We start from the raw sequence: 25237 nt of genomic DNA on the forward strand, positions 1-25237 counted from the left end.
CTATTTGTAAGCTGTGAATATTATTAAAAGAGCCTCAGCATTAACATCAGTAGGCTGTACGTTTATTAAAGGGTTAGCATTGTTATCTGTGACAACACCATTAGTGTAATTTATAGTTATGTTAAACCCATCTGGAGTGAAAGAGCCAAAAGCTCCTTCAATCTTACCTAAACTAGATCCATCTTGATTTCCATATCGTACACCGATACAATTGCTACTACTAGCATATCTTGAGTTATCGTTTATGGAGTTTGCATGTCCACCAGAATACATTGCTTGTTGTACTAGCGTTCCATCTGTATTTCTTGCAAAGCCATTCATAGTTCCAAATGAATTGTCGATACCTCTATCGTTGTTACCGACACCATTATCTGAATCGATATTTAAGCTTTCAACGTTTGCATTTGCTATAAATGTAACTTGTGATGGTTGAAAAGGAATACCTGTTATGGTTACTACACCTTCTGCAGAGATTATAAATGTACCGGTATAAACTGTTGGTCCTAGATAGGCACCACCATTAGATCCAACTTCAATTTGATTATCGGCTTCGGTACTTACGATTTGAGCGGTGAAAGGAGTTCCTTCTTCATCAGTATAAGTAATTTCTCCTGTTGCGCTAGTGTCATCTTGTACAAATGTCGTAAGCGTCTCAGCGGCATTGGTATCAATCGTAACTGGCGTTCCAGCTTCGTTGGTATACGTAAAGGTACCATCGGTGTTATCCACTAGCGTAGTGATCGTTTCTAAGTTTTGAACTAGAGCTGTAAAATCTAGCTGAGTTGTCACACCATCTTCATCCGTATAATCCAAATTCGTATCATCCGCATTTAACACTAAAGTCGTAAGCGTCTCAGCAGCATTCGTATCAATCGTAACTGGCGTTCCAGCTTCGTTAGTATACGTAAAGGTACCATCGGTGTTATCCACTAGCGTAGTGATCGTTTCTAAGTTTTGAACCAGAGCTGTAAAATCTAATTGATTCGTTACACCATCTTCATCGGTATAATCCAGATTCGTATCATCTGCATTCAGCACTAAAGTCGTAAGCGTCTCAGCGGCATTCGTATCAATCGTAACTGGCGTTCCAGCTTCGTTAGTATACGTAAAGGTACCATCGGTGTTATCGACTAGGGTAGTGATGGTTTCTAAGTTTTGAACTAGAGCTGTAAAATCTAGCTGAGTTGTCACACCATCTTCATCCGTATAATCCAAATTCGTATCATCTGCATTCAGCACTAAAGTCGTTAACGTCTCAGCGGCATTCGTATCAATCGTAACTGGCGTTCCAGCTTCGTTGGTATAGGTAAACGTACCATCGGTGTTATCGACTAGGGTAGTGATCGTTTCTAGGTTCTGAACTAAAGCTGTAAAATCTAGCTGAGTCGTTACACCATCTTCATCCGTATAATCCAAATTCGTATCATCCGCATTTAACACTAAAGTCGTAAGCGTCTCAGTAGCATTGGTATCAATCGTAACTGGCGTTCCAGCTTCGTTGGTATACGTAAAGGTACCATCGGTGTTATCCACTAGCGTAGTGATCGTTTCTAAGTTTTGAACCAGAGCTGTAAAATCTAATTGATTCGTTACACTATCTTCATCGGTATAATCCAGATTCGTATCATCTGCATTCAGCACTAAAGTCGTAAGCGTCTCAGCGGCATTCGTATCAATCGTAACTGGCGTTCCAGCTTCGTTGGTATAGGTAAACGTACCATCGGTGTTATCCACTAGCGTAGTGATCGTTTCTAAGTTTTGAACTAGAGCTGTAAAATCTAGCTGAGTCGTTACACCATCTTCATCGGTATAATCAAGATTGGTATCATCTGCATTCAGCACTAAAGTCGTTAACGTCTCAGCAGCATTCGTATCAATCGTAACTGGCGTTCCAGCTTCGTTGGTATACGTAAAGGTACCATCGGTGTTATCCACTAGCGTAGTGATCGTTTCTAAGTTTTGAACCAGAGCTGTAAAATCTAATTGATTCGTTACACCATCTTCATCGGTATAATCCAGATTCGTATCATCTGCATTCAGCACTAAAGTCGTAAGCGTCTCAGCGGCATTGGTATCAATCGTAACTGGCGTTCCAGCTTCGTTAGTATACGTAAAGGTACCATCGGTGTTATCGACTAGGGTAGTGATGGTTTCTAAGTTTTGAACTAGAGCTGTAAAATCTAGCTGAGTTGTCACACCATCTTCATCCGTATAATCCAAATTCGTATCATCTGCATTCAGCACTAAAGTCGTTAACGTCTCAGCGGCATTCGTATCAATCGTAACTGGCGTTCCAGCTTCGTTGGTATACGTAAAGGTACCATCGGTGTTATCCACTAGCGTAGTGATCGTTTCTAAGTTTTGAACCAGAGCTGTAAAATCTAATTGATTCGTTACACCATCTTCATCGGTATAATCCAGATTGGTATCATCTGCATTCAGCACTAAAGTCGTTAACGTCTCAGCGGCATTCGTATCAATCGTAACTGGCGTTCCAGCTTCGTTGGTATAGGTAAACGTACCATCGGTGTTATCGACTAGGGTAGTGATGGTTTCTAAGTTTTGAACCAGAGCTGTAAAATCTAATTGAGTTGTCACACCATCTTCATCGGTATAATCAAGATTGGTATCATCTGCATTCAGCACTAAAGTCGTAAGCGTCTCAGCGGCATTGGTATCAATCGTAACTGGCGTTCCAGCTTCGTTGGTATACGTAAAGGTACCATCGGTGTTATCCACTAGCGTAGTGATCGTTTCTAAGTTTTGAACCAGAGCTGTAAAATCTAATTGATTCGTTACACCATCTTCATCGGTATAATCCAGATTCGTATCATCTGCATTCAGCACTAAAGTCGTAAGCGTCTCAGCGGCATTCGTATCAATCGTAACTGGCGTTCCAGCTTCGTTAGTATACGTAAAGGTACCATCGGTGTTATCGACTAGGGTAGTGATGGTTTCTAAGTTTTGAACTAGAGCTGTAAAATCTAGCTGAGTTGTCACACCATCTTCATCCGTATAATCCAAATTCGTATCATCTGCATTCAGCACTAAAGTCGTTAACGTCTCAGCGGCATTCGTATCAATCGTAACTGGCGTTCCAGCTTCGTTGGTATAGGTAAACGTACCATCGGTGTTATCCACTAGCGTAGTGATCGTTTCTAAGTTTTGAACTAGAGCTGTAAAATCTAGCTGAGTCGTTACACCATCTTCATCGGTATAATCAAGATTGGTATCATCTGCATTCAGCACTAAAGTCGTTAACGTCTCAGCAGCATTCGTATCAATCGTAACTGGCGTTCCAGCTTCGTTGGTATACGTAAAGGTACCATCGGTGTTATCCACTAGCGTAGTGATCGTTTCTAAGTTTTGAACCAGAGCTGTAAAATCTAATTGATTCGTTACACCATCTTCATCGGTATAATCCAGATTCGTATCATCTGCATTCAGCACTAAAGTCGTAAGCGTCTCAGCGGCATTGGTATCAATCGTAACTGGCGTTCCAGCTTCGTTGGTATACGTAAAGGTACCATCGGTGTTATCCACTAGCGTAGTGATCGTTTCTAAGTTTTGAACTAGAGCTGTAAAATCTAATTGATTCGTTACACCATCTTCATCGGTATAATCCAGATTGGTATCATCTGCATTCAGCACTAAAGTCGTTAACGTCTCAGCGGCATTCGTATCAATCGTAACTGGCGTTCCAGCTTCGTTGGTATAGGTAAACGTACCATCGGTGTTATCGACTAGGGTAGTGATGGTTTCTAAGTTTTGAACCAGAGCTGTAAAATCTAATTGAGTTGTCACACCATCTTCATCGGTATAATCAAGATTGGTATCATCTGCATTCAGCACTAAAGTCGTAAGCGTCTCAGCGGCATTGGTATCAATCGTAACTGGCGTTCCAGCTTCGTTGGTATACGTAAAGGTACCATCGGTGTTATCCACTAGCGTAGTGATCGTTTCTAAGTTTTGAACCAGAGCTGTAAAATCTAATTGATTCGTTACACCATCTTCATCGGTATAATCCAGATTCGTATCATCTGCATTCAGCACTAAAGTCGTAAGCGTCTCAGCGGCATTCGTATCAATCGTAACTGGCGTTCCAGCTTCGTTAGTATACGTAAAGGTACCATCGGTGTTATCCACTAGCGTAGTGATCGTTTCTAAGTTTTGAACCAGAGCTGTAAAATCTAATTGATTCGTTACACCATCTTCATCGGTATAATCCAGATTCGTATCATCTGCATTCAGCACTAAAGTCGTAAGCGTCTCAGCGGCATTCGTATCAATCGTAACTGGCGTTCCAGCTTCGTTAGTATACGTAAAGGTACCATCGGTGTTATCGACTAGGGTAGTGATGGTTTCTAAGTTTTGAACTAGAGCTGTAAAATCTAGCTGAGTTGTCACACCATCTTCATCCGTATAATCCAAATTCGTATCATCTGCATTCAGCACTAAAGTCGTTAACGTCTCAGCGGCATTCGTATCAATCGTAACTGGCGTTCCAGCTTCGTTGGTATAGGTAAACGTACCATCGGTGTTATCCACTAGCGTAGTGATCGTTTCTAAGTTTTGAACTAGAGCTGTAAAATCTAGCTGAGTCGTTACACCATCTTCATCGGTATAATCAAGATTGGTATCATCTGCATTCAGCACTAAAGTCGTTAACGTCTCAGCAGCATTCGTATCAATCGTAACTGGCGTTCCAGCTTCGTTGGTATACGTAAAGGTACCATCGGTGTTATCCACTAGCGTAGTGATCGTTTCTAAGTTTTGAACCAGAGCTGTAAAATCTAATTGATTCGTTACACCATCTTCATCGGTATAATCCAGATTCGTATCATCTGCATTCAGCACTAAAGTCGTAAGCGTCTCAGCGGCATTGGTATCAATCGTAACTGGCGTTCCAGCTTCGTTGGTATACGTAAAGGTACCATCGGTGTTATCCACTAGCGTAGTGATCGTTTCTAAGTTTTGAACTAGAGCTGTAAAATCTAATTGATTCGTTACACCATCTTCATCGGTATAATCCAGATTGGTATCATCTGCATTCAGCACTAAAGTCGTTAACGTCTCAGCGGCATTCGTATCAATCGTAACTGGCGTTCCAGCTTCGTTGGTATAGGTAAACGTACCATCGGTGTTATCGACTAGGGTAGTGATGGTTTCTAAGTTTTGAACCAGAGCTGTAAAATCTAATTGAGTTGTCACACCATCTTCATCGGTATAATCAAGATTGGTATCATCTGCATTCAGCACTAAAGTCGTAAGCGTCTCAGCGGCATTGGTATCAATCGTAACTGGCGTTCCAGCTTCGTTGGTATACGTAAAGGTACCATCGGTGTTATCCACTAGCGTAGTGATCGTTTCTAAGTTTTGAACCAGAGCTGTAAAATCTAATTGATTCGTTACACCATCTTCATCGGTATAATCCAGATTCGTATCATCTGCATTCAGCACTAAAGTCGTAAGCGTCTCAGCGGCATTCGTATCAATCGTAACTGGCGTTCCAGCTTCGTTAGTATACGTAAAGGTACCATCGGTGTTATCCACTAGCGTAGTGATCGTTTCTAAGTTTTGAACCAGAGCTGTAAAATCTAATTGATTCGTTACACCATCTTCATCGGTATAATCCAGATTCGTATCATCTGCATTCAGCACTAAAGTCGTAAGCGTCTCAGCGGCATTCGTATCAATCGTAACTGGCGTTCCAGCTTCGTTAGTATACGTAAAGGTACCATCGGTGTTATCGACTAGGGTAGTGATGGTTTCTAAGTTTTGAACTAGAGCTGTAAAATCTAGCTGAGTTGTCACACCATCTTCATCCGTATAATCCAAATTCGTATCATCTGCATTCAGCACTAAAGTCGTTAACGTCTCAGCGGCATTCGTATCAATCGTAACTGGCGTTCCAGCTTCGTTGGTATAGGTAAACGTACCATCGGTGTTATCCACTAGCGTAGTGATCGTTTCTAAGTTTTGAACTAGAGCTGTAAAATCTAGCTGAGTCGTTACACCATCTTCATCGGTATAATCAAGATTGGTATCATCTGCATTCAGCACTAAAGTCGTTAACGTCTCAGCGGCATTCGTATCAATCGTAACTGGCGTTCCAGCTTCGTTGGTATAGGTAAACGTACCATCGGTGTTATCGACTAGGGTAGTGATGGTTTCTAAGTTTTGAACCAGAGCTGTAAAATCTAATTGAGTTGTCACACCATCTTCATCGGTATAATCAAGATTGGTATCATCTGCATTCAGCACTAAAGTCGTAAGCGTCTCAGCGGCATTGGTATCAATCGTAACTGGCGTTCCAGCTTCGTTGGTATACGTAAAGGTACCATCGGTGTTATCCACTAGCGTAGTGATCGTTTCTAAGTTTTGAACCAGAGCTGTAAAATCTAATTGATTCGTTACACCATCTTCATCGGTATAATCCAGATTCGTATCATCTGCATTCAGCACTAAAGTCGTAAGCGTCTCAGCGGCATTGGTATCAATCGTAACTGGCGTTCCAGCTTCGTTAGTATACGTAAAGGTACCATCGGTGTTATCGACTAGGGTAGTGATGGTTTCTAAGTTTTGAACTAGAGCTGTAAAATCTAGCTGAGTTGTCACACCATCTTCATCCGTATAATCCAAATTCGTATCATCTGCATTCAGCACTAAAGTCGTTAACGTCTCAGCGGCATTCGTATCAATCGTAACTGGCGTTCCAGCTTCGTTGGTATAGGTAAACGTACCATCGGTGTTATCCACTAGCGTAGTGATCGTTTCTAAGTTTTGAACTAGAGCTGTAAAATCTAGCTGAGTCGTTACACCATCTTCATCGGTATAATCAAGATTGGTATCATCTGCATTCAGCACTAAAGTCGTTAACGTCTCAGCAGCATTCGTATCAATCGTAACTGGCGTTCCAGCTTCGTTGGTATACGTAAAGGTACCATCGGTGTTATCCACTAGCGTAGTGATCGTTTCTAAGTTTTGAACCAGAGCTGTAAAATCTAATTGATTCGTTACACCATCTTCATCGGTATAATCCAGATTCGTATCATCTGCATTCAGCACTAAAGTCGTAAGCGTCTCAGCGGCATTGGTATCAATCGTAACTGGCGTTCCAGCTTCGTTGGTATACGTAAAGGTACCATCGGTGTTATCCACTAGCGTAGTGATCGTTTCTAAGTTTTGAACCAGAGCTGTAAAATCTAATTGAGTTGTCACACCATCTTCATCGGTATAATCCAGATTCGTATCATCTGCATTCAGCACTAAAGTCGTAAGCGTCTCAGCGGCATTGGTATCAATCGTAACTGGCGTTCCAGCTTCGTTGGTATAGGTAAACGTACCATCGGTGTTATCCACTAGCGTAGTGATCGTTTCTAAGTTTTGAACCAGAGCTGTAAAATCTAATTGAGTTGTCACACCATCTTCATCGGTATAATCCAGATTCGTATCATCTGCATTCAGCACTAAAGTCGTAAGCGTCTCAGCGGCATTGGTATCAATCGTAACTGGCGTTCCAGCTTCGTTGGTATAGGTAAACGTACCATCGGTGTTATCCACTAGCGTAGTGATCGTTTCTAAGTTTTGAACTAGAGCTGTAAAATCTAGCTGAGTTGTCACACCATCTTCATCGGTATAATCCAGATTCGTATCATCTGCATTCAGCACTAAAGTCGTAAGCGTCTCAGCGGCATTCGTATCAATCGTAACTGGCGTTCCAGCTTCGTTAGTATACGTAAAGGTACCATCGGTGTTATCGACTAGGGTAGTGATGGTTTCTAAGTTTTGAACTAGAGCTGTAAAATCTAGCTGAGTTGTCACACCATCTTCATCCGTATAATCCAAATTCGTATCATCTGCATTCAGCACTAAAGTCGTTAACGTCTCAGCGGCATTCGTATCAATCGTAACTGGCGTTCCAGCTTCGTTGGTATAGGTAAACGTACCATCGGTGTTATCCACTAGCGTAGTGATCGTTTCTAAGTTTTGAACTAGAGCTGTAAAATCTAGCTGAGTCGTTACACCATCTTCATCGGTATAATCAAGATTGGTATCATCTGCATTCAGCACTAAAGTCGTTAACGTCTCAGCAGCATTCGTATCAATCGTAACTGGCGTTCCAGCTTCGTTGGTATACGTAAAGGTACCATCGGTGTTATCGACTAGGGTAGTGATGGTTTCTAAGTTTTGAACTAGAGCTGTAAAATCTAGCTGAGTTGTCACACCATCTTCATCCGTATAATCCAAATTCGTATCATCTGCATTCAGCACTAAAGTCGTTAACGTCTCAGCGGCATTCGTATCAATCGTAACTGGCGTTCCAGCTTCGTTGGTATACGTAAAGGTACCATCGGTGTTATCCACTAGCGTAGTGATCGTTTCTAAGTTTTGAACTAGAGCTGTAAAATCTAATTGATTCGTTACACCATCTTCATCGGTATAATCCAGATTGGTATCATCTGCATTCAGCACTAAAGTCGTTAACGTCTCAGCGGCATTCGTATCAATCGTAACTGGCGTTCCAGCTTCGTTGGTATAGGTAAACGTACCATCGGTGTTATCGACTAGGGTAGTGATGGTTTCTAAGTTTTGAACCAGAGCTGTAAAATCTAATTGAGTTGTCACACCATCTTCATCGGTATAATCAAGATTGGTATCATCTGCATTCAGCACTAAAGTCGTTAACGTCTCAGCGGCATTCGTATCAATCGTAACTGGCGTTCCAGCTTCGTTGGTATAGGTAAACGTACCATCGGTGTTATCGACTAGGGTAGTGATGGTTTCTAAGTTTTGAACCAGAGCTGTAAAATCTAATTGAGTTGTCACACCATCTTCATCGGTATAATCAAGATTGGTATCATCTGCATTCAGCACTAAAGTCGTAAGCGTCTCAGCGGCATTCGTATCAATCGTAACTGGCGTTCCAGCTTCGTTAGTATACGTAAAGGTACCATCGGTGTTATCCACTAGCGTAGTGATCGTTTCTAAGTTTTGAACCAGAGCTGTAAAATCTAATTGATTCGTTACACCATCTTCATCGGTATAATCCAGATTCGTATCATCTGCATTCAGCACTAAAGTCGTAAGCGTCTCAGCGGCATTGGTATCAATCGTAACTGGCGTTCCAGCTTCGTTAGTATACGTAAAGGTACCATCGGTGTTATCGACTAGGGTAGTGATGGTTTCTAAGTTTTGAACTAGAGCTGTAAAATCTAGCTGAGTTGTCACACCATCTTCATCCGTATAATCCAAATTCGTATCATCTGCATTCAGCACTAAAGTCGTTAACGTCTCAGCGGCATTCGTATCAATCGTAACTGGCGTTCCAGCTTCGTTGGTATAGGTAAACGTACCATCGGTGTTATCCACTAGCGTAGTGATCGTTTCTAAGTTTTGAACTAGAGCTGTAAAATCTAGCTGAGTCGTTACACCATCTTCATCGGTATAATCAAGATTGGTATCATCTGCATTCAGCACTAAAGTCGTTAACGTCTCAGCGGCATTCGTATCAATCGTAACTGGCGTTCCAGCTTCGTTGGTATAGGTAAACGTACCATCGGTGTTATCGACTAGGGTAGTGATGGTTTCTAAGTTTTGAACCAGAGCTGTAAAATCTAATTGAGTTGTCACACCATCTTCATCGGTATAATCAAGATTGGTATCATCTGCATTCAGCACTAAAGTCGTAAGCGTCTCAGCGGCATTGGTATCAATCGTAACTGGCGTTCCAGCTTCGTTGGTATACGTAAAGGTACCATCGGTGTTATCCACTAGCGTAGTGATCGTTTCTAAGTTTTGAACCAGAGCTGTAAAATCTAATTGATTCGTTACACCATCTTCATCGGTATAATCCAGATTCGTATCATCTGCATTCAGCACTAAAGTCGTAAGCGTCTCAGCGGCATTGGTATCAATCGTAACTGGCGTTCCAGCTTCGTTAGTATACGTAAAGGTACCATCGGTGTTATCGACTAGGGTAGTGATGGTTTCTAAGTTTTGAACTAGAGCTGTAAAATCTAGCTGAGTTGTCACACCATCTTCATCCGTATAATCCAAATTCGTATCATCTGCATTCAGCACTAAAGTCGTTAACGTCTCAGCGGCATTCGTATCAATCGTAACTGGCGTTCCAGCTTCGTTGGTATAGGTAAACGTACCATCGGTGTTATCCACTAGCGTAGTGATCGTTTCTAAGTTTTGAACTAGAGCTGTAAAATCTAGCTGAGTCGTTACACCATCTTCATCGGTATAATCAAGATTGGTATCATCTGCATTCAGCACTAAAGTCGTTAACGTCTCAGCAGCATTCGTATCAATCGTAACTGGCGTTCCAGCTTCGTTGGTATACGTAAAGGTACCATCGGTGTTATCCACTAGCGTAGTGATCGTTTCTAAGTTTTGAACCAGAGCTGTAAAATCTAATTGATTCGTTACACCATCTTCATCGGTATAATCCAGATTCGTATCATCTGCATTCAGCACTAAAGTCGTAAGCGTCTCAGCGGCATTGGTATCAATCGTAACTGGCGTTCCAGCTTCGTTGGTATACGTAAAGGTACCATCGGTGTTATCCACTAGCGTAGTGATCGTTTCTAAGTTTTGAACCAGAGCTGTAAAATCTAATTGAGTTGTCACACCATCTTCATCGGTATAATCAAGATTGGTATCATCTGCATTCAGCACTAAAGTCGTAAGCGTCTCAGCGGCATTGGTATCAATCGTAACTGGCGTTCCAGCTTCGTTGGTATAGGTAAACGTACCATCGGTGTTATCCACTAGCGTAGTGATCGTTTCTAAGTTTTGAACCAGAGCTGTAAAATCTAATTGAGTTGTCACACCATCTTCATCGGTATAATCCAGATTCGTATCATCTGCATTCAGCACTAAAGTCGTAAGCGTCTCAGCGGCATTGGTATCAATCGTAACTGGCGTTCCAGCTTCGTTGGTATAGGTAAACGTACCATCGGTGTTATCCACTAGCGTAGTGATCGTTTCTAAGTTTTGAACTAGAGCTGTAAAATCTAGCTGAGTTGTCACACCATCTTCATCCGTATAATCCAAATTCGTATCATCCGCATTTAACACTAAAGTCGTAAGCGTCTCAGCAGCATTCGTATCAATCGTAACTGGCGTTCCAGCTTCGTTAGTATACGTAAAGGTACCATCGGTGTTATCCACTAGCGTAGTGATCGTTTCTAGGTTCTGAACTAAAGCTGTTAAATCTAAAATTGTTGTTACACCATCTTCATCGGTATATTCTAGTGCTGTTTGTGAGGCATTTAAGCCTAGTGAGGTAAGTGACTCTATAAAAGATGTATTGATTATTGTCTGGTTACCTAATTCGTCGGTATAAGTGTAAGTCCCATCATTGTTATCTATTAATGTAGATATACTTGTATCTGCTATAGTAACTGTATTACCAGCGGCATCTGTAAATGTATATGTACCGTCTGTATTATCGATTAAAGAGACATTAAATGCGAGTCCACTTAGTTCATCGATAGCATCTTGAACGTTCATTGCGGCTAAACCTGATGTTGCATTGTTATATGGGTTAGCAATGGCGTTTGTATCAATAAAAACAATACCACCGTTATCATTAGTAAAAGTGTATGTTCCATCATTGTTATTTATTAGAATACCACCGTTACAAAGACTTTCCCAGTTGTTATTTCGGTATTGAAATAAACAGTTTTGCGAGGTATTGTAAATAATCGCACCATTAAGTGGTAAAATGGCAGCCATCTCTGCATCAGTAATACGAGTAACGACTAATACAGTTTCAGAACTTTCTAATTCTAAAATAGAGAAAGGATCAATCGTATTAGGATTGTTTCCTATCTTAACTTGTGCGGTAGTAATTGCACCCATTAAGAGAAATAAAACACACAATAAATTCAATAATAATTTCATAATAGAAAATTAACTTCAAACAAAAATCACATATACTTTTCTCAACACGCAATGCGTTAAATCGATTTACAAATAACTGGGTGAAATACTAATTTTAACGTCGTAATACGTTAAATTGTTCATTATTGAATGTTTCTTGAAAATATTATTGGTAAGTCAATTTGGTTATTAAGTATTGATATTAGATTTTTATTTTCACTTTCGCGAAAGCGTTATGAAATGGAATTACATAAAAAAAACAGCATATTCTTACATAAAGAATATGCTGTTTTATCAATTTGCACCTATTAAGTTATACTTCTACAGTGTCTGTTTCATTCCTAAAAACTATTTGACTTTCAAAAGCATCGATAAGGACGATACTTTCGGTAGAAATTTTTCCAGAAAGAATCTGTTTTGAAAGTTCGTTGAGCACATTTTTCTGTATGACTCTTTTAACTGGTCTAGCACCATATTGTGGATCATAGCCTTGTATAGCAAGTAGTTCAATCGCAGCTGGTGTAGCATCAATAGTAATACCTTGAAGGGCTAACATTTTAGTAACACCTTTTAACTGTAAACCGACTATTTGCTGAATCTCCTTTTTTGTGAGTGGTGTAAACATCACAATATCATCAATACGGTTGATAAACTCCGGTCTAACTAGTTGTTTTAAAGCTACTAAAACTTCTTTTTTAGTTTCTTCAAGCAATTCATCGGTTACTGAGTTTGCCTTTTCAAAGCGATCTTGAATTAAATCTGCTCCCATGTTAGAGGTCATAATGATAATCGTGTTTTTAAAATCAGCAACACGTCCTTTATTATCCGTTAATCTTCCTTCATCAAGCACCTGTAGTAAAATATTAAACGTATCTGGATGTGCTTTTTCAATTTCATCTAATAAGACCACGCTATAAGGTTTTCTTCTCACGGCTTCGGTAAGTTGTCCTCCTTCATCATACCCAACATATCCTGGAGGTGCACCTACAAGTCTACTTACGCTATGACGTTCTTGATATTCGCTCATATCTATTCTAGTCATAGAGTTTTCATCGTTAAATAGATAATCTGCTAGGGCTTTTGCAAGTTCTGTTTTACCGACTCCAGTAGTTCCTAAGAAGAGAAAAGAACCGACGGGCTTTTTTTGATCTTGCAAACCAGCACGACTGCGTCGCACAGCATCACTAACAGCGATAATCGCTTCTTGTTGACCTACAACACGTTTATGTAATTCATCTTCTAACTTCAATAATTTGTCACGTTCACTTTGAAGCATTTTAGTTACCGGTATGCCGGTCCATTTTGCAACCACCTCTGCAATGTCATCATAGGTAACTTCTTCTTGTATTAAGGAATTACCCGTGTCGTTAAGCGCAACTTCTTTTTGTAATTTATCAAGTTCTTCTTGAGCTTCTTTAATTTTCCCATAACGCAATTCTGCTACTTGCCCATAATCTCCATCACGCTCTGCACGTTCTGCTTGTTGTTTATAGTTTTCTATGTCACTTTTTGCATTTTGTATGGCATCTACAATATCTTTTTCGTTAACCCATTGTGCGTTAATCTCGTTACGAGATTCTTTAAAATTAGCAAGCTCACTATGTAATGCTTTTAACTTTGATTCATCTTTCTCACGTTTAATCGCCTCGATTTCAATTTCTAATTGCATAATCTTACGATCTAGCACATCTAATTCTTCGGGCTTTGAATTGATTTCCATACGTAACTTTGCAGCAGCTTCATCCATTAAGTCAATGGCTTTGTCTGGTAAGAAGCGATTTGTTATATAACGTTGCGATAATTCTACTGCACCTATAATAGCCTCATCCATGATGCGTACTTTATGATGCGTCTCGTATTTATCTTTTATACCTCGTAAAATGGATATAGCACTTTCGGTATCTGGTTCGTCTACCAGTACACGTTGAAATCTTCTTTCGAGCGCTTTATCTTTTTCAAAATATTTTTGGTATTCATCTAGGGTAGTGGCTCCTATGGCGCGCAATTCTCCACGTGCTAGCGCAGGTTTTAAAATATTGGCTGCGTCCATGGCACCTTGTCCACCACCAGCACCTACTAGTGTATGTATCTCATCGATGAATAAAACGATATCACCAGAACTTTCTGTTACCTCTTTAATAACAGCTTTTAAACGTTCTTCAAATTCACCTTTATATTTTGCACCAGCGATTAATGCACCCATATCTAGAGAGAATATTTGTTTATTCTTAAGATTATCTGGGACATCACCAGCAACAATTCTATGTGCAAGCCCTTCTGCAATGGCAGTTTTACCTACACCTGGTTCTCCTACTAACATAGGATTGTTTTTAGTACGTCTTGAGAGAATCTGTAAAATACGTCTGATTTCTTCATCTCTTCCTATAACAGGATCTAGTTTTCCCTGGTCAGCAAGTTGGTTAAGGTTTTTAGCATATTTATTAAGACTATTATAAGTCTCTTCTGCACTGGCGCTGGTTACACGACTGCCTTGTCTCAATTCCTCAATGGCTTTTTCTAACTGACTTTTTGTGATACCTTGATCTTTAAGAATACGTGCTGCTGTAGATTTTCCATCAAATAGTGAGAGTAGTAAATGTTCTAAACTTACGTATTCATCTTCCATTTTTGTAGCGATGCTCATAGCATTGTTCACGGTTTTTGAAGCATCTCTAGATAGTTGTATTTCACCACCATCTACCTTAGGTAAAGCCGTTAGACTACTGTCTAAAAGTTGAATAATTAATGCAAGGTTTACATTTAATTTTTTAAAGATAAATGGAAGTACATTCTCATCTATCTGTATCATACCCTTTAAAAGGTGCAGGTTTTCTATAAATTGATGACCTGATTCTTGTGCAAGTTGTTGCGCTGCCTGGAGCGCTTCTTGGGATTTTATGGTAAGTTGATTCATGTTCATGACTGTTTTATTTATTTCTTTTAAAGCTTCAAATGTCGTACCTATTACAAATATTGCCAAAAAGTCATATAAAACGCAAATAAATACGACAAACTGTCTGTTAGTAAATCATTAGCGCGATTTAATTGTTACATCCCTTATCTTTGTAATTTAGTAGTGGAATGTATTAGATTCCGCTTTCGCGAAAGCGAGATAATTAATAAATATACAACATGGGATTGTTAGATAAGTTGTTTAAATCACAACGAGATATTGCAAAAGATGAAATTCAAGAAGGATTGCCATGGCAAATGCTTGAGTCTGAAGATCAGTTGAATAACTTGATCGCAAATTCAAAAAGAATTCCTAAGGTAATTTTTAAACACAGCACAAGATGCGGGATTTCTAGAATGGTACTCAAAAATTTTGAAGCTGGTTATTCTTTAAAAGAAGAAGAAGCTAGTTTTTACTTATTAGATTTATTGAATAATAGAGAACTAAGTAATACCATCGCTAGTAAATTAAATGTGATGCATCAATCGCCGCAAATCATTATTATTGATAACGAGGAGATTATACATACAGATTCCCATCACGGAATCGATATTAAAAGAGTAGAACAATTAATAAAAAAAGATAATTAATATGAGGTTTAATAAATTACTGATTCTTACTATCGCGGTAACCTTGTTTTCTTGTAAAACAAATGTTTTTACCGGTAAGAAGACACTTAATTTTATGTCTAATAGTCAGTTGTTTCCAATGGCTTTTAGTCAGTATGGAGAATTTCTTAATACTAATAAGGTAGTTACTGGTACGGCAGACTCTGAAATGATCAATCGTGTCGGTAGTAAGATAAAAGTCGCTTCTCAACGCTGGTTGAATGCGTTAGGTGAAGAGCAATATTTAAATGATTATGCATGGGAATATAACCTAGTCGATGATCCTACGGTTAATGCATGGTGTATGCCCGGTGGAAAGATTGTATTCTATACAGGTATTTTACCTATTTGTCAAGATGAAACAGGTGTTGCTATAGTAATGGGACACGAGGTAGCACACGCACTAGCAGATCATGGAGCACAACGTATGAGTGCTGGACAAGTTCAAGCGCTAGGAGCTGTAGGTGTTGCCGTCGGTGGACAGTTAGGTGGTCTAAATGAAGGAACTCAACAAATTTTAAATCAAGCTTATGGTATAGGTTCACAAGTTGGTGGTATGTTACCATTCTCAAGATCTCATGAAACTGAGGCAGATAAAATAGGTTTATACCTTGCAGCAATTGCCGGTTATAATCCAGATGCAGGTTCTGAATTATGGGAAAGAATGAAAGCTAATAGTGGTGGAGAAGCACCACCTGAGTTTATGAGTACGCATCCATCTAATGATAGTCGTATTGCTTTCTTAAAAGAGTTAGCACCACAAGCAAAAGCTGAAGCTCGTAAATATGGTGTGACAAGTTTCAAATAAACGCTCGTTTTTACATACATTTAAAGGGTTCTTAATAGAACCCTTTTTTTATGAAAAATACTTTACCTAGAGGTCACAAAAAATTACTACACGCTTGGGCATTTTATGATTGGGCAAATTCTGTTTATTCCCTGGTAATCACCAGTGCTATATTCCCCATATTCTATTCGGCAGTTAGTAAAAAAGCTTATGAAGAAGGTAATGTGCCCTCATTTCTTAAAGAAGTTAATAATGAGAATATCATATTTGTAACTACTGCAATTGCATTTTTAGTTGTCAGTATATTGTCTCCCATCTTATCTGGTATTGCAGATTATTCTGGGCAAAAAAAACGATTCATGCAGTTCTTTTGCTACTTAGGTGCGTCTTGCTGTATCGGATTGGCCTTTTTTAGTTTTGATTATTTGTGGTTTAGTCTCGTTATGTATTTTCTCGCTTTGATAGGCTTTTGGGGAAGTCTCGTTTTTTATAATAGTTATTTACCTGATATTGCTTTACCAGATCAACAAGATATTACTAGTGCTAGAGGTTTTTCATTAGGCTATATAGGTAGTGTCATTTTGTTAGTGTTTTGTTTAGCTATAAATGAATTCGGTCTTTATCCTGAAAGTGGCTATTTATTTGGACTTGATGCCGTACAAATGTCATTTATTCTAGTAGGAGTCTGGTGGATGGGATTTGCTCAATATACATATGCTTATTTACCTTTAGGAAATAAAAAGGACACCAGTGAGGTTAAAAACATTTTTACAAATGGTTTTAAAGAGCTACATAAAATCTGGGATCAACTAGGTGATAATATACAAATGAAACGTTATCTAGCAGCATTTTTTGTCTACAGTATGGCTGTACAAACAGTCATGCTCGTTGCGACCTATTTTGGTACAGAGGAAGTACAATGGGAAGAAGGTGGCGCAACAATGGGATTAATTGTATCTATATTACTCATTCAAATAGTTGCTATTGCTGGAGCTTTTATAGCAAGCAAATTATCTAACTATTATGGTAATATAAAAGTGCTTATAGGTATCAATATGATATGGGTAGCTATATGCATTTATGGATATTTTGTGTATTCACCAATGGAATTCTATTTAACAGCCGCGGCAGTGGGATTTGTCATGGGGTCCATTCAATCGCTTTCGCGAAGTACATTTTCTAAAATGATACCAGAAGGTAATCCAGATACTGCTTCTTACTTCAGTTTTTATGATGTTGCCGAGAAAATAGGAATTGTAATCGGTATGACCATTTTTACCTTAGTTACACAATGGAGCGGTTCTATGCGTGGTAGTATTTTATTTTTAGTAGTATTTTTTGCAATAGGAGTAGTGCTTTTATTAAGAGTGCCTAAGATTAAAACAGCAATCTTAGATCATAAAGTTTAGGATGTTATTAATAGGTTAAGGAGTTTTACGCACTCCTTCTAATAAATCTTGGTGTAGTGAATCTTCACCTTCTGTGCGGTGTAAAACTGAAATATCACCAGTAGATTCTAATACAACAGCTTCTACTTGATCAAAACTCATAACATTAGCCTCTCTTAATTTTGCAATAATCTGTTCTTTTTCAATTCGAGCGTGTTTTAAATTTTCATTTAAAATTTGATTACCATTCATTAATAATAATGGTTTATTAGACGTTAGTTTTTTAATACTAGGAAGTACTCTTTGTAAATACGAAAATATAAACGTTAAAAACAGAAGAGCAGCAATCGCGGTAACTCCATGAACTACTGTTGTGCTTGAAGTAAGCGTCGCAGATATGATACTACCTATGGCTATGGTAAAAGCAAAATCATATGCAGTAAATTTAGCAAAAGACCTCAAACCTACGAGACGTGTGATAATGATAATGGCAAAGAATATTAAAAAGCTTCCTGCTATTGTGATTAAAATTGGGTCGTCCGATTGATAAATCCAGTTCATATTATTATTTTATGTAAATAGTTGATGGTTATATCTTAAAAATAAAGGTGTTTAACAATTATTAAGTGAGTATTATGTTAAATCATTATTGATAATTGATTTTATTTAAATTGAAACTAAAGGGTTGACTTAATGTCAACCCTTTAGTAATAATGATTTTGGTCAATCTGTAGGATTACACAAAAATATTATTAGACTCTAATGTAGTCATTGTTGTAGGCCTCGTATCTGATGTATATAGGATCTCATCTAATTTCTGTTTCCAGCTATGAGCCAGTGCTATTTCACCATCGAGTTGTGAGTTATCTTCATCGTTATAAAGTTCAAATTGTTCTTCTTCACTGTTTTTTGAGTTGTAAAATACTAATTTAACTCGTTCGATTAATTCATAATTCGACTTACCATTTTTGATACGCTTTGTAACTTTCACAACCTGACAGGTAGAAATTTGAGTTAGTTTGATCTTTTTAAATTGTTCCATCTCGCTCTTTTTAATATAAAAATAAATGAGGCTGTTATTGCTGTCTATTCCGATAGCAAAACTATTATGAACTTCGTAATCCCCTAAAATCTTATTGTCCTTTTGAATTTTAGTTTCGAGAGTTGATTTAATTAATTGAGCTCTCTTTTTGGCTTTACCATTTATGATTAAAAAAGGTAAGACGCATATAATTATAAGTGTGATTGAAATAATCACCTTTGATGTTTCCATAATTTGAAATAATTTGATTATATAAATAGTTAGCAACCATTCATTATACTAATAATGATGGATGCTATAATCGAAGTAAGGTCAACTATGAGATTACCAAAATGTATGAAAAGGAAATATTAAAGCTTTTTTATAAGAGTTCTGAAAGGATAAGTGAGCATATAATAAAAGACGATTTATACTCAGGGAAGTTAATAACTGACTTCTTTTTAAAAGACCTTTTATCGTAATAGTGAAGTAATCTAATGAATAAGAATAACCATCAGTAGTGGACGTATTTACCACTAATTCTGTTTGAGAATCAATAACAAACAGTTTTGTGATGCTTGATTTCTGTTGAACAGTAGATTCTACATTAATTGATGTGACTATGGAGGATTCAGTTAATAAAGGTCCATGAGCACTTACTTTTCCTAGAAAAAGATGGGCTAATGCTATAAAAATAAATATGTTGTGAATCGCTCTCACTATAATTTGAATCCTTAGGTTATATAAAACTTGTAAGTTTTGAACTCTTAAATCACATAACAAATGAAAAGTAAATAAATTAGTTCTATTATAATTTTACGTTATTATTTAGATGTCATTATTAACTTCTATCCAATAGGCATCGGGATCCTGAAAGTAAATTTGTTGAATTCCATCTTTTCGTATATAATCTTTGAGAGCTGTTCCTAGCCAGTCCGAATATTCAATATTTATTTTTTTTAACCTTAAAACAAAATTTTCAAATTCAGAAGTAGTTAAGGCAAAATGAACTGCTTTATTTGTGCTAATACTGGCTTCTGGACGCGGTATTAGATGTAGTTGTTTGCCATCGCCTAAAGACAGCCATCGTGTTTTTGAATTTGAAGCAGTGTTCTTAATCTCGTTAAGATCAAATAATTTTTGATAAAACAATATAGATTTGTCTACATCCTTAACAGATAATGCGATATGATTGATAAAGAATTTTGACATGAATAATATTATTCTTTTAAAGCTAATTGATTTTTTTATTACTCTTTAACCTCTGTGTATCCTGCTAATCCGTGTAGACACTTTATGATCTGGTTACTACCAGGTTCACCTGCGTGATAATGATATCCTCTATGGTCATCGGTATGTCCGCCGCACTCATCTAAATCTGTAGGTTGATGACCGTGTTCATCAAGCATAGAATAAATGCCAAATCCATCAATAGCATACCCAATAATAGCCGAATGTAAATCTGACTGAGAAACTTCTTTTGTAGATCCTGTAGCGGCATGATAATGATAACCGCCATGTGGATTTACATGTCCACCGTGATCATCTAATGGAGCTATCGTATGTGCAGCAAGAATGGCATCGGTAGGTGCAGGTGGATCATAATTAACTCCATTAAAAGCAACTCCTATAGCACCTCTTCCAAAGCTTTGAGAGGTATTAACGTATACTGGTGTTACAGGTATAACATACGTGGTGATTTGATCCTTGAAATATTCTGGTAAGCATTCTACACAATAATTTTGATAGGCTTCTTCAACATCTGGCTTTGCAGCTGCTAAACAACCTTCTTTGGTATCTGTATATTTCACCGTTCCATCTTCACGATAAAGTTTCCATTTATCATCATTATAGAAATCATCTAAACTAGCAATAAAATGACCAGAAACGTCATAAACCTTACCACCATCAAACCATATTCCAGCTTTTTCATCGGTATCAGTGATTAATTCTGGGCACCATGGACCCATTTGATGTTCCGTAGCTTGTGAGTTGGTATTGAAAACATAACAAAGGGTTTCTATTCCATTTAAATTAATCAATTGTTCTTGAATGCCTTCAATCATATTTTCTGAAATAAAATAATCTGTATTTACAGGAACAACCTTGATATCATGATTAACCTCTTTTGATAAATCCTTATTGTTGTTAGATGGTCTAGAAGGTCTATTACCTGGATTTGTCTCTGCAGTATTTAATTCTTTTAAGGTTAAAAAGCCATCTTGATCTGTATCTATATTTTTAAAATCACTAGATATTGGTCCATGAGCCTCTTCTTTAGATAATCGACCATCGTTATTACGGTCCATTTCTGTAATCAATTGCGCTGCTGATGGTTTGTTGTCTTTGGATAAGTTAAAACTGCCTTGTTCTTGATTTGATTTACAAGAAAGTAAAACAAATAACAGGAAAAATAAGTAGATATAAGACTTCATAAGGTTGATGATATTTATTTGAGACTTAGCCATATTGAATTAGTTTAAAATTACTAAACTATTATGGAGTAACTATCATTTAAAAAAACAAAACCCTACCAACACATGTCAGTAGGGTTTTAAATTCTTTAAAATAAATAATATGCTAGAGTAGTGGACTACTACTAGAATAAACCTTCATTCTTATTGTTGAAGTAATTAAAATCATGATTGTTTTCAATCTTTAATAAAGACTGATAGATCATTTTAATCACATTTTCTACATCATCTCTATGTACCATTTCAACCGTAGTGTGCATATAACGCAATGGCAATGATATCAACGCACTAGGGACACCACCATTAGAATAAGCAAACGCATCAGTATCTGTACCGGTAGAACGTGATGTTGCACGACGCTGGTATGGAATCTCATTTGCATCTGCAGCATCCATAATTAGGTTGCGCAGGTTATTTTGTATAGCTGGCGCATAAGCTAGTACAGGACCTTTACCTATAGCAGCCTCACCATTTGATTTTTTATCAATCATAGGTGTAGTCGTATCATGCGTTACGTCAGTTACGATAGCTACATTAGGCTTGATAGTTTGTGTAATCATTTCTGCACCACGCAATCCTATTTCTTCTTGAACAGAGTTGGTTACATAAAGGCCAAAGTCTAATTCTTGTTTATTTTCTTTCAATAGACGTGCTACCTCTGCAATCATAAAACCACCCATACGGTTATCTAATGCACGACATACAAATTTGTTTTTATTCAATACAAAAAACTCATCTGGATAAGTGATTACGCAACCTACATCTACACCTAGTGCAAGAACTTCATCCTTTGTCTCACAACCAGTATCTATAAAAATGTTATCTGGTTTAGGCGGTTGTTCTTTTGCACGTGAACGTGTATGAATTGCTGGCCAGCCAAAAACGCCAGTCACAATTCCTTTCTTAGTATGAATATTTACTTTTTTAGAAGGCGCAATCTGGTGATCTGATCCACCATTGCGCACCACATAAATCAGTCCATCGTCTGTGATGTAATTCACATACCACGATATCTCGTCTGCGTGCCCTTCTATAACCACCTTAAATTTTGCATCAGGATTAATTACACCTACCGCAGTACCATAATTATCTGTAATGAACTCATCGACATATGGTTTAAGATAATCCATCCACACTTTCTGACCATTCCATTCATATCCTGTAGGTGACGCAGTGTTTAGGTATTTTTCTAGAAAATCTAGAGATTTTTTATTTAAAATGCTTTCTTGAGCCATGTGATAAAATTTAGTTTGTGAAGATAATAAACACCTACATAAATCGCTATTAATAGACAGCTTTCTTATTTTTGGAATGCTTTTGGTAATTACCATTTTATGATCAATAAGATAATTATTATAATACTAGTATCGTTGGTTTCCGCTTTCGCGAAAGCGCAAACAATACCTACCACATTGCCAGTAAAAACAGATACGGTACAAACGCCGCAATACTTCTTTATAGATGGTGATTCTTTAAGTGCCATAGAACTGGATCGTGTGATGTTATTACAATCCTTAAAATTTGATAGTAGATACGAGAACATACGCTATCAAATCATTAAACGTAAGGTTAAAAAAGTATGGCCTTATGCAAAACTAGCGGCAGAACGATTAACCGAGCTAGATCGTAGGCTTGCATCGCTAGAGTATGAAAGCGATAAAAAGAAGTACACAAAAATAGTCCAACGCTATGTAGAAGAAGAGTTTACAGCCGAGCTTAAAAAATTAACAACAACAGAAGGTCAGATATTAATTAAGCTATTGCATCGTCAAACTGGTATGACCACTTTTGAACTTTTAAAACAATTGCGTAGTGGCTGGAGTGCTTTTTGGTTCAAAAATGCGGCAAGTCTCTTTGATATTGATTTAAAAGCAGAGTATAGCCCAGAAACTAATATCGAAGATTTTTATATAGAAGATGTCTTGCTCAATGAGTTCAAAAAAGAAACCCTTGAAGAACAAGCACCTGCAATAGATTATGATTATTTTAAAGGTCGTACTGCATGGAATAAATATGAAGATAATCTACCCAAAGACTATGATTCTATACAATTGGCAGAGCGTGCCAGAATACGTAAAGAGTATCTTGAAAAAAAGGCTAAAGAAAACGAGAAGAAACGCAGAAAACTAGAGCGCAAAAGACGTCGTGCTAGTAAATTATAACTAAATCTGTGTCGGGATTAATAGGATATCTTTCTAATAGACCATGCCCACCATATAAGTAATGGGTGGATAATTAACAGTCTCACCCATGCAATCCATGGTGCAATGCAAAAAGTACCTGCACAACTACCTTGTTGTATAAAATAAACATGTGATATAGTAAAGGCTAGTAACATGGCAATTGTAATGTAAACGGCAACTATACGAGTATTTTTAGAGTAAGCAAGTATGGCAACCAGCAGTTCCATAGCACCAGCGAGGTAATTAATGATTACTTTATTACCCAGCCATTCAGGTATGACTTCTAGATATAAATCTGGTTGAACAAAATGTAAAATACCAGCGATGCCATATAAAAAGATAAAAGAATAGAGTAGTAGTTTATGGATCATGTTAGTCTCCATTTATAGTCCGTATGGACTTTTTTCAAAATTAAGAAGAATGGTATCCACCAGATAAAATCATTAGTTATTAGAGTATAACTAAATTCAAATGGTACTACATCTTGCAAATAATTAAAGATAAAACCTAATGGGCCAAATATTTTTCCTAAAAAACCTACTGCAACTATAGGCCAGTGGCGCATCGGATTATAACTAGCCCACCAATATCCCAATCCATAAACACCTATAACCATTCCCATACCTTGCCACACCATGGGATGGTTTAAAGGTTCCATATCTACAAGTTCAAAAAAATGATTGGGCATAAGGACTACCCATGCGCCCCAAATAAGGTTATAGATTGCCGCTAATTGTAAGGTAAGTTTCATAATCTTTTTTGTGTAAGTCCGATAGTAAGACGAATCATTACACAATTAGAATTATGAAATATCTTTTCTATAAGTACGCCTGCGTTTGTGCAGTATAGGGTCATAATTTTTCCAAGATGCTTGTACTGCAAGATTATCCTCTAGTTCTGGATTGGTCTCACATAAGGTGATACCGTAGTCTATGAAATTTTGTGTAACATTTCTAAACATCATAGCAGTAACGCCTTTACCTTGGTACTCTGGATCGATACCTATCAAATAAAAAGCTGCTCTGTCATTTTTCTTTTTGGCTTTCAATAAATGTAAAAAGCCTAATGGAAATAGTTTACCATTTGCTTTTTGTAAGGCTTTAGAAAAAGAAGGCATTGTGATTGCAAACCCGATTAGTTTTCCTTTTTCATCTACCACTAACTCTAGGAAATCAGGATTAATAAATGGTAGGTATTTTTCTTTATAAAGATCAATCTGATATTGTTGTATAGGTACAAAAGTAACCAGTTGACTATAAGTCTTGTTTAGTAAATCAAACATGTCATCTACATAAGGCAGAATCTCTTTAGTAGATTTAAATTTAAGGGTTTTTAACTTATAACGTCTACCTATGATGTCAGCAAACTTGTTGATTTTTTCTGGTATAGGATTTGGCGGTTTAAATTTAAACTCTACCCATTCTGCGGCTTTTTCATAACCTAACTGCTCTAAATGCTCTTTGTAGTAAGGAGCATTGTACCAAGTGATCATGGTGCTTAATTCTTCAAATCCTTTTATTAGCAAGCCAGCTTTATCCATGTTAGAAAATCCTACCGGACCTTCTACAAATTCAAGCTCTTTTTCTTTTCCTATTTGGTGTACTTTATCGAGTAGGGCTTTTGTAACGTCTATATCATCAATCATGTCCAGCCATCCAAAACGCATCTTAGATTTTTTCTGTTCATTGATTTCTATATAGTTAATAATAGCGGCAATACGTCCTACAATCTTTTTACCTTTATATGCTAGAAAAAGCCAGCAGTCTGCATTTTTAAATACTTGATTCTTTTCAGGATCAAAGTTGGACATTTCGTCATTGACGATAGGCGGTACATAATAAGTATTGTCTTGATACAGCTCTTGCTGGAATTTGACAAATTTTTTGATATCAGCTTTTGCTGTAATTCTCTTGATTTCAATCATAATA

14 protein-coding genes are annotated in these 25237 nt (G+C 37.5%); 4 read left to right on the forward strand and 10 right to left on the reverse strand.

From position 1 onward, the window contains the following. The gene (locus R1T42_RS04255; protein WP_317291429.1) at positions 1-11916 is read right to left on the reverse strand and encodes a beta strand repeat-containing protein; all 11916 of its coding nucleotides are present in this window, start codon (positions 11914-11916) and stop codon (positions 1-3) included. 292 nt (positions 11917-12208) lie between these two features. Next, the gene (clpB, locus tag R1T42_RS04260) at positions 12209-14815 is read right to left on the reverse strand and encodes an ATP-dependent chaperone ClpB (RefSeq protein ID WP_317291855.1); all 2607 of its coding nucleotides are present in this window, start codon (positions 14813-14815) and stop codon (positions 12209-12211) included. Positions 14816-15027: 212 nt separating this feature from the next. Between clpB and ytxJ the strand changes: the two genes are divergently transcribed. Genes ytxJ through R1T42_RS04275 form a run of 3 tightly spaced genes read left to right on the forward strand, consistent with a single transcriptional unit; the run spans position 15028 to position 17652 of the window. Further along, entirely contained in the window at positions 15028-15438 is a 411-nt protein-coding gene (gene ytxJ, locus R1T42_RS04265; RefSeq protein WP_042288706.1) for a bacillithiol system redox-active protein YtxJ, read from the forward strand. A 1-nt stretch (position 15439) separates the two neighbouring features. Continuing rightward, a complete protein-coding gene (locus R1T42_RS04270; RefSeq protein ID WP_042288709.1) occupies positions 15440-16264 on the forward strand; it encodes a M48 family metallopeptidase in 825 nt (274 codons plus the stop codon). Between the two features lie 50 nt (positions 16265-16314). Further along, the gene (locus R1T42_RS04275) at positions 16315-17652 is read left to right on the forward strand and encodes an MFS transporter (RefSeq protein ID WP_317291430.1); all 1338 of its coding nucleotides are present in this window, start codon (positions 16315-16317) and stop codon (positions 17650-17652) included. A gap of 15 nt (positions 17653-17667) precedes the next feature. On the opposite strand, the gene R1T42_RS04280 is transcribed toward R1T42_RS04275, so the two are convergent. The 5 genes from R1T42_RS04280 to R1T42_RS04300 form a co-directional block, all read right to left on the reverse strand. Then, complete coding sequence (locus R1T42_RS04280) at positions 17668-18192, reverse strand: DUF421 domain-containing protein (protein WP_317291431.1); 525 nt, start codon at positions 18190-18192, stop codon at positions 17668-17670. Positions 18193-18367: 175 nt separating this feature from the next. Then, positions 18368-18904 (reverse strand): hypothetical protein, encoded by a 537-nt coding sequence (locus tag R1T42_RS04285; protein WP_317291432.1) that lies wholly within the window; start codon positions 18902-18904, stop codon positions 18368-18370. Between the two features lie 576 nt (positions 18905-19480). Next, positions 19481-19864, reverse strand: a complete 384-nt coding sequence (locus tag R1T42_RS04290; protein ID WP_317291433.1) for a VOC family protein — start codon at positions 19862-19864, stop codon at positions 19481-19483. 38 nt (positions 19865-19902) lie between these two features. Next, on the reverse strand, positions 19903-21120 hold the full coding sequence (locus R1T42_RS04295; RefSeq protein WP_317291434.1) for a YHYH protein: 1218 nt from the start codon (positions 21118-21120) through the stop codon (positions 19903-19905). Between the two features lie 131 nt (positions 21121-21251). Continuing rightward, positions 21252-22361: a M42 family metallopeptidase gene (locus tag R1T42_RS04300; RefSeq protein WP_317291435.1), complete on the reverse strand. Its 1110-nt coding sequence runs from the start codon at positions 22359-22361 to the stop codon at positions 21252-21254. A 99-nt stretch (positions 22362-22460) separates the two neighbouring features. Here R1T42_RS04300 and R1T42_RS04305 point away from each other — a divergent pair, with 99 nt between their 5' ends. Then, the gene (locus R1T42_RS04305; protein ID WP_317291436.1) at positions 22461-23288 is read left to right on the forward strand and encodes a DUF4294 domain-containing protein; all 828 of its coding nucleotides are present in this window, start codon (positions 22461-22463) and stop codon (positions 23286-23288) included. A 17-nt stretch (positions 23289-23305) separates the two neighbouring features. Here the strand turns inward: R1T42_RS04305 and R1T42_RS04310 are convergent, their stop codons facing one another. Genes R1T42_RS04310 through R1T42_RS04320 form a run of 3 tightly spaced genes read right to left on the reverse strand, consistent with a single transcriptional unit; the run spans position 23306 to position 25233 of the window. Next, complete coding sequence (locus R1T42_RS04310) at positions 23306-23680, reverse strand: DoxX family protein (RefSeq protein WP_317291437.1); 375 nt, start codon at positions 23678-23680, stop codon at positions 23306-23308. Beyond that, complete coding sequence (locus R1T42_RS04315; protein WP_317291438.1) at positions 23677-24060, reverse strand: alkyl hydroperoxide reductase; 384 nt, start codon at positions 24058-24060, stop codon at positions 23677-23679. The genes R1T42_RS04310 and R1T42_RS04315 overlap by 4 nt, the downstream gene beginning before the upstream one ends. A 51-nt stretch (positions 24061-24111) precedes the next feature. Next, positions 24112-25233 (reverse strand): GNAT family N-acetyltransferase, encoded by a 1122-nt coding sequence (locus R1T42_RS04320; protein WP_317291439.1) that lies wholly within the window; start codon positions 25231-25233, stop codon positions 24112-24114. Positions 25234-25237: the final 4 nt, after the last annotated feature.

Origin of the sequence: Nonlabens ulvanivorans, assembly GCF_032922765.1 — a bacterium.
Lineage (GTDB): Bacteria > Bacteroidota > Bacteroidia > Flavobacteriales > Flavobacteriaceae > Nonlabens > Nonlabens ulvanivorans.

What these genes read in the sequence shown, in the direction of transcription:
- R1T42_RS04255 (WP_317291429.1), bottom strand. Translation starts at nt 11,916, where the DNA reads ATGAAATTATTATTGAATTTATTGTGTGTTTTATTTCTCTTAATGGGT.
- R1T42_RS04270 (WP_042288709.1), top strand. Translation starts at nt 15,440, where the DNA reads ATGAGGTTTAATAAATTACTGATTCTTACTATCGCGGTAACCTTGTTT.
- R1T42_RS04315 (WP_317291438.1), bottom strand. Translation starts at nt 24,060, where the DNA reads ATGAAACTTACCTTACAATTAGCGGCAATCTATAACCTTATTTGGGGC.
- R1T42_RS04305 (WP_317291436.1), top strand. Translation starts at nt 22,461, where the DNA reads ATGATCAATAAGATAATTATTATAATACTAGTATCGTTGGTTTCCGCT.
- R1T42_RS04300 (WP_317291435.1), bottom strand. Translation starts at nt 22,361, where the DNA reads ATGGCTCAAGAAAGCATTTTAAATAAAAAATCTCTAGATTTTCTAGAA.
- R1T42_RS04320 (WP_317291439.1), bottom strand. Translation starts at nt 25,233, where the DNA reads ATGATTGAAATCAAGAGAATTACAGCAAAAGCTGATATCAAAAAATTT.
- clpB (WP_317291855.1), bottom strand. Translation starts at nt 14,815, where the DNA reads ATGAACATGAATCAACTTACCATAAAATCCCAAGAAGCGCTCCAGGCA.
- R1T42_RS04280 (WP_317291431.1), bottom strand. Translation starts at nt 18,192, where the DNA reads ATGAACTGGATTTATCAATCGGACGACCCAATTTTAATCACAATAGCA.
- R1T42_RS04290 (WP_317291433.1), bottom strand. Translation starts at nt 19,864, where the DNA reads ATGTCAAAATTCTTTATCAATCATATCGCATTATCTGTTAAGGATGTA.
- R1T42_RS04295 (WP_317291434.1), bottom strand. Translation starts at nt 21,120, where the DNA reads ATGGCTAAGTCTCAAATAAATATCATCAACCTTATGAAGTCTTATATC.
- ytxJ (WP_042288706.1), top strand. Translation starts at nt 15,028, where the DNA reads ATGGGATTGTTAGATAAGTTGTTTAAATCACAACGAGATATTGCAAAA.
- R1T42_RS04285 (WP_317291432.1), bottom strand. Translation starts at nt 18,904, where the DNA reads ATGGAAACATCAAAGGTGATTATTTCAATCACACTTATAATTATATGC.
- R1T42_RS04275 (WP_317291430.1), top strand. Translation starts at nt 16,315, where the DNA reads ATGAAAAATACTTTACCTAGAGGTCACAAAAAATTACTACACGCTTGG.
- R1T42_RS04310 (WP_317291437.1), bottom strand. Translation starts at nt 23,680, where the DNA reads ATGATCCATAAACTACTACTCTATTCTTTTATCTTTTTATATGGCATC.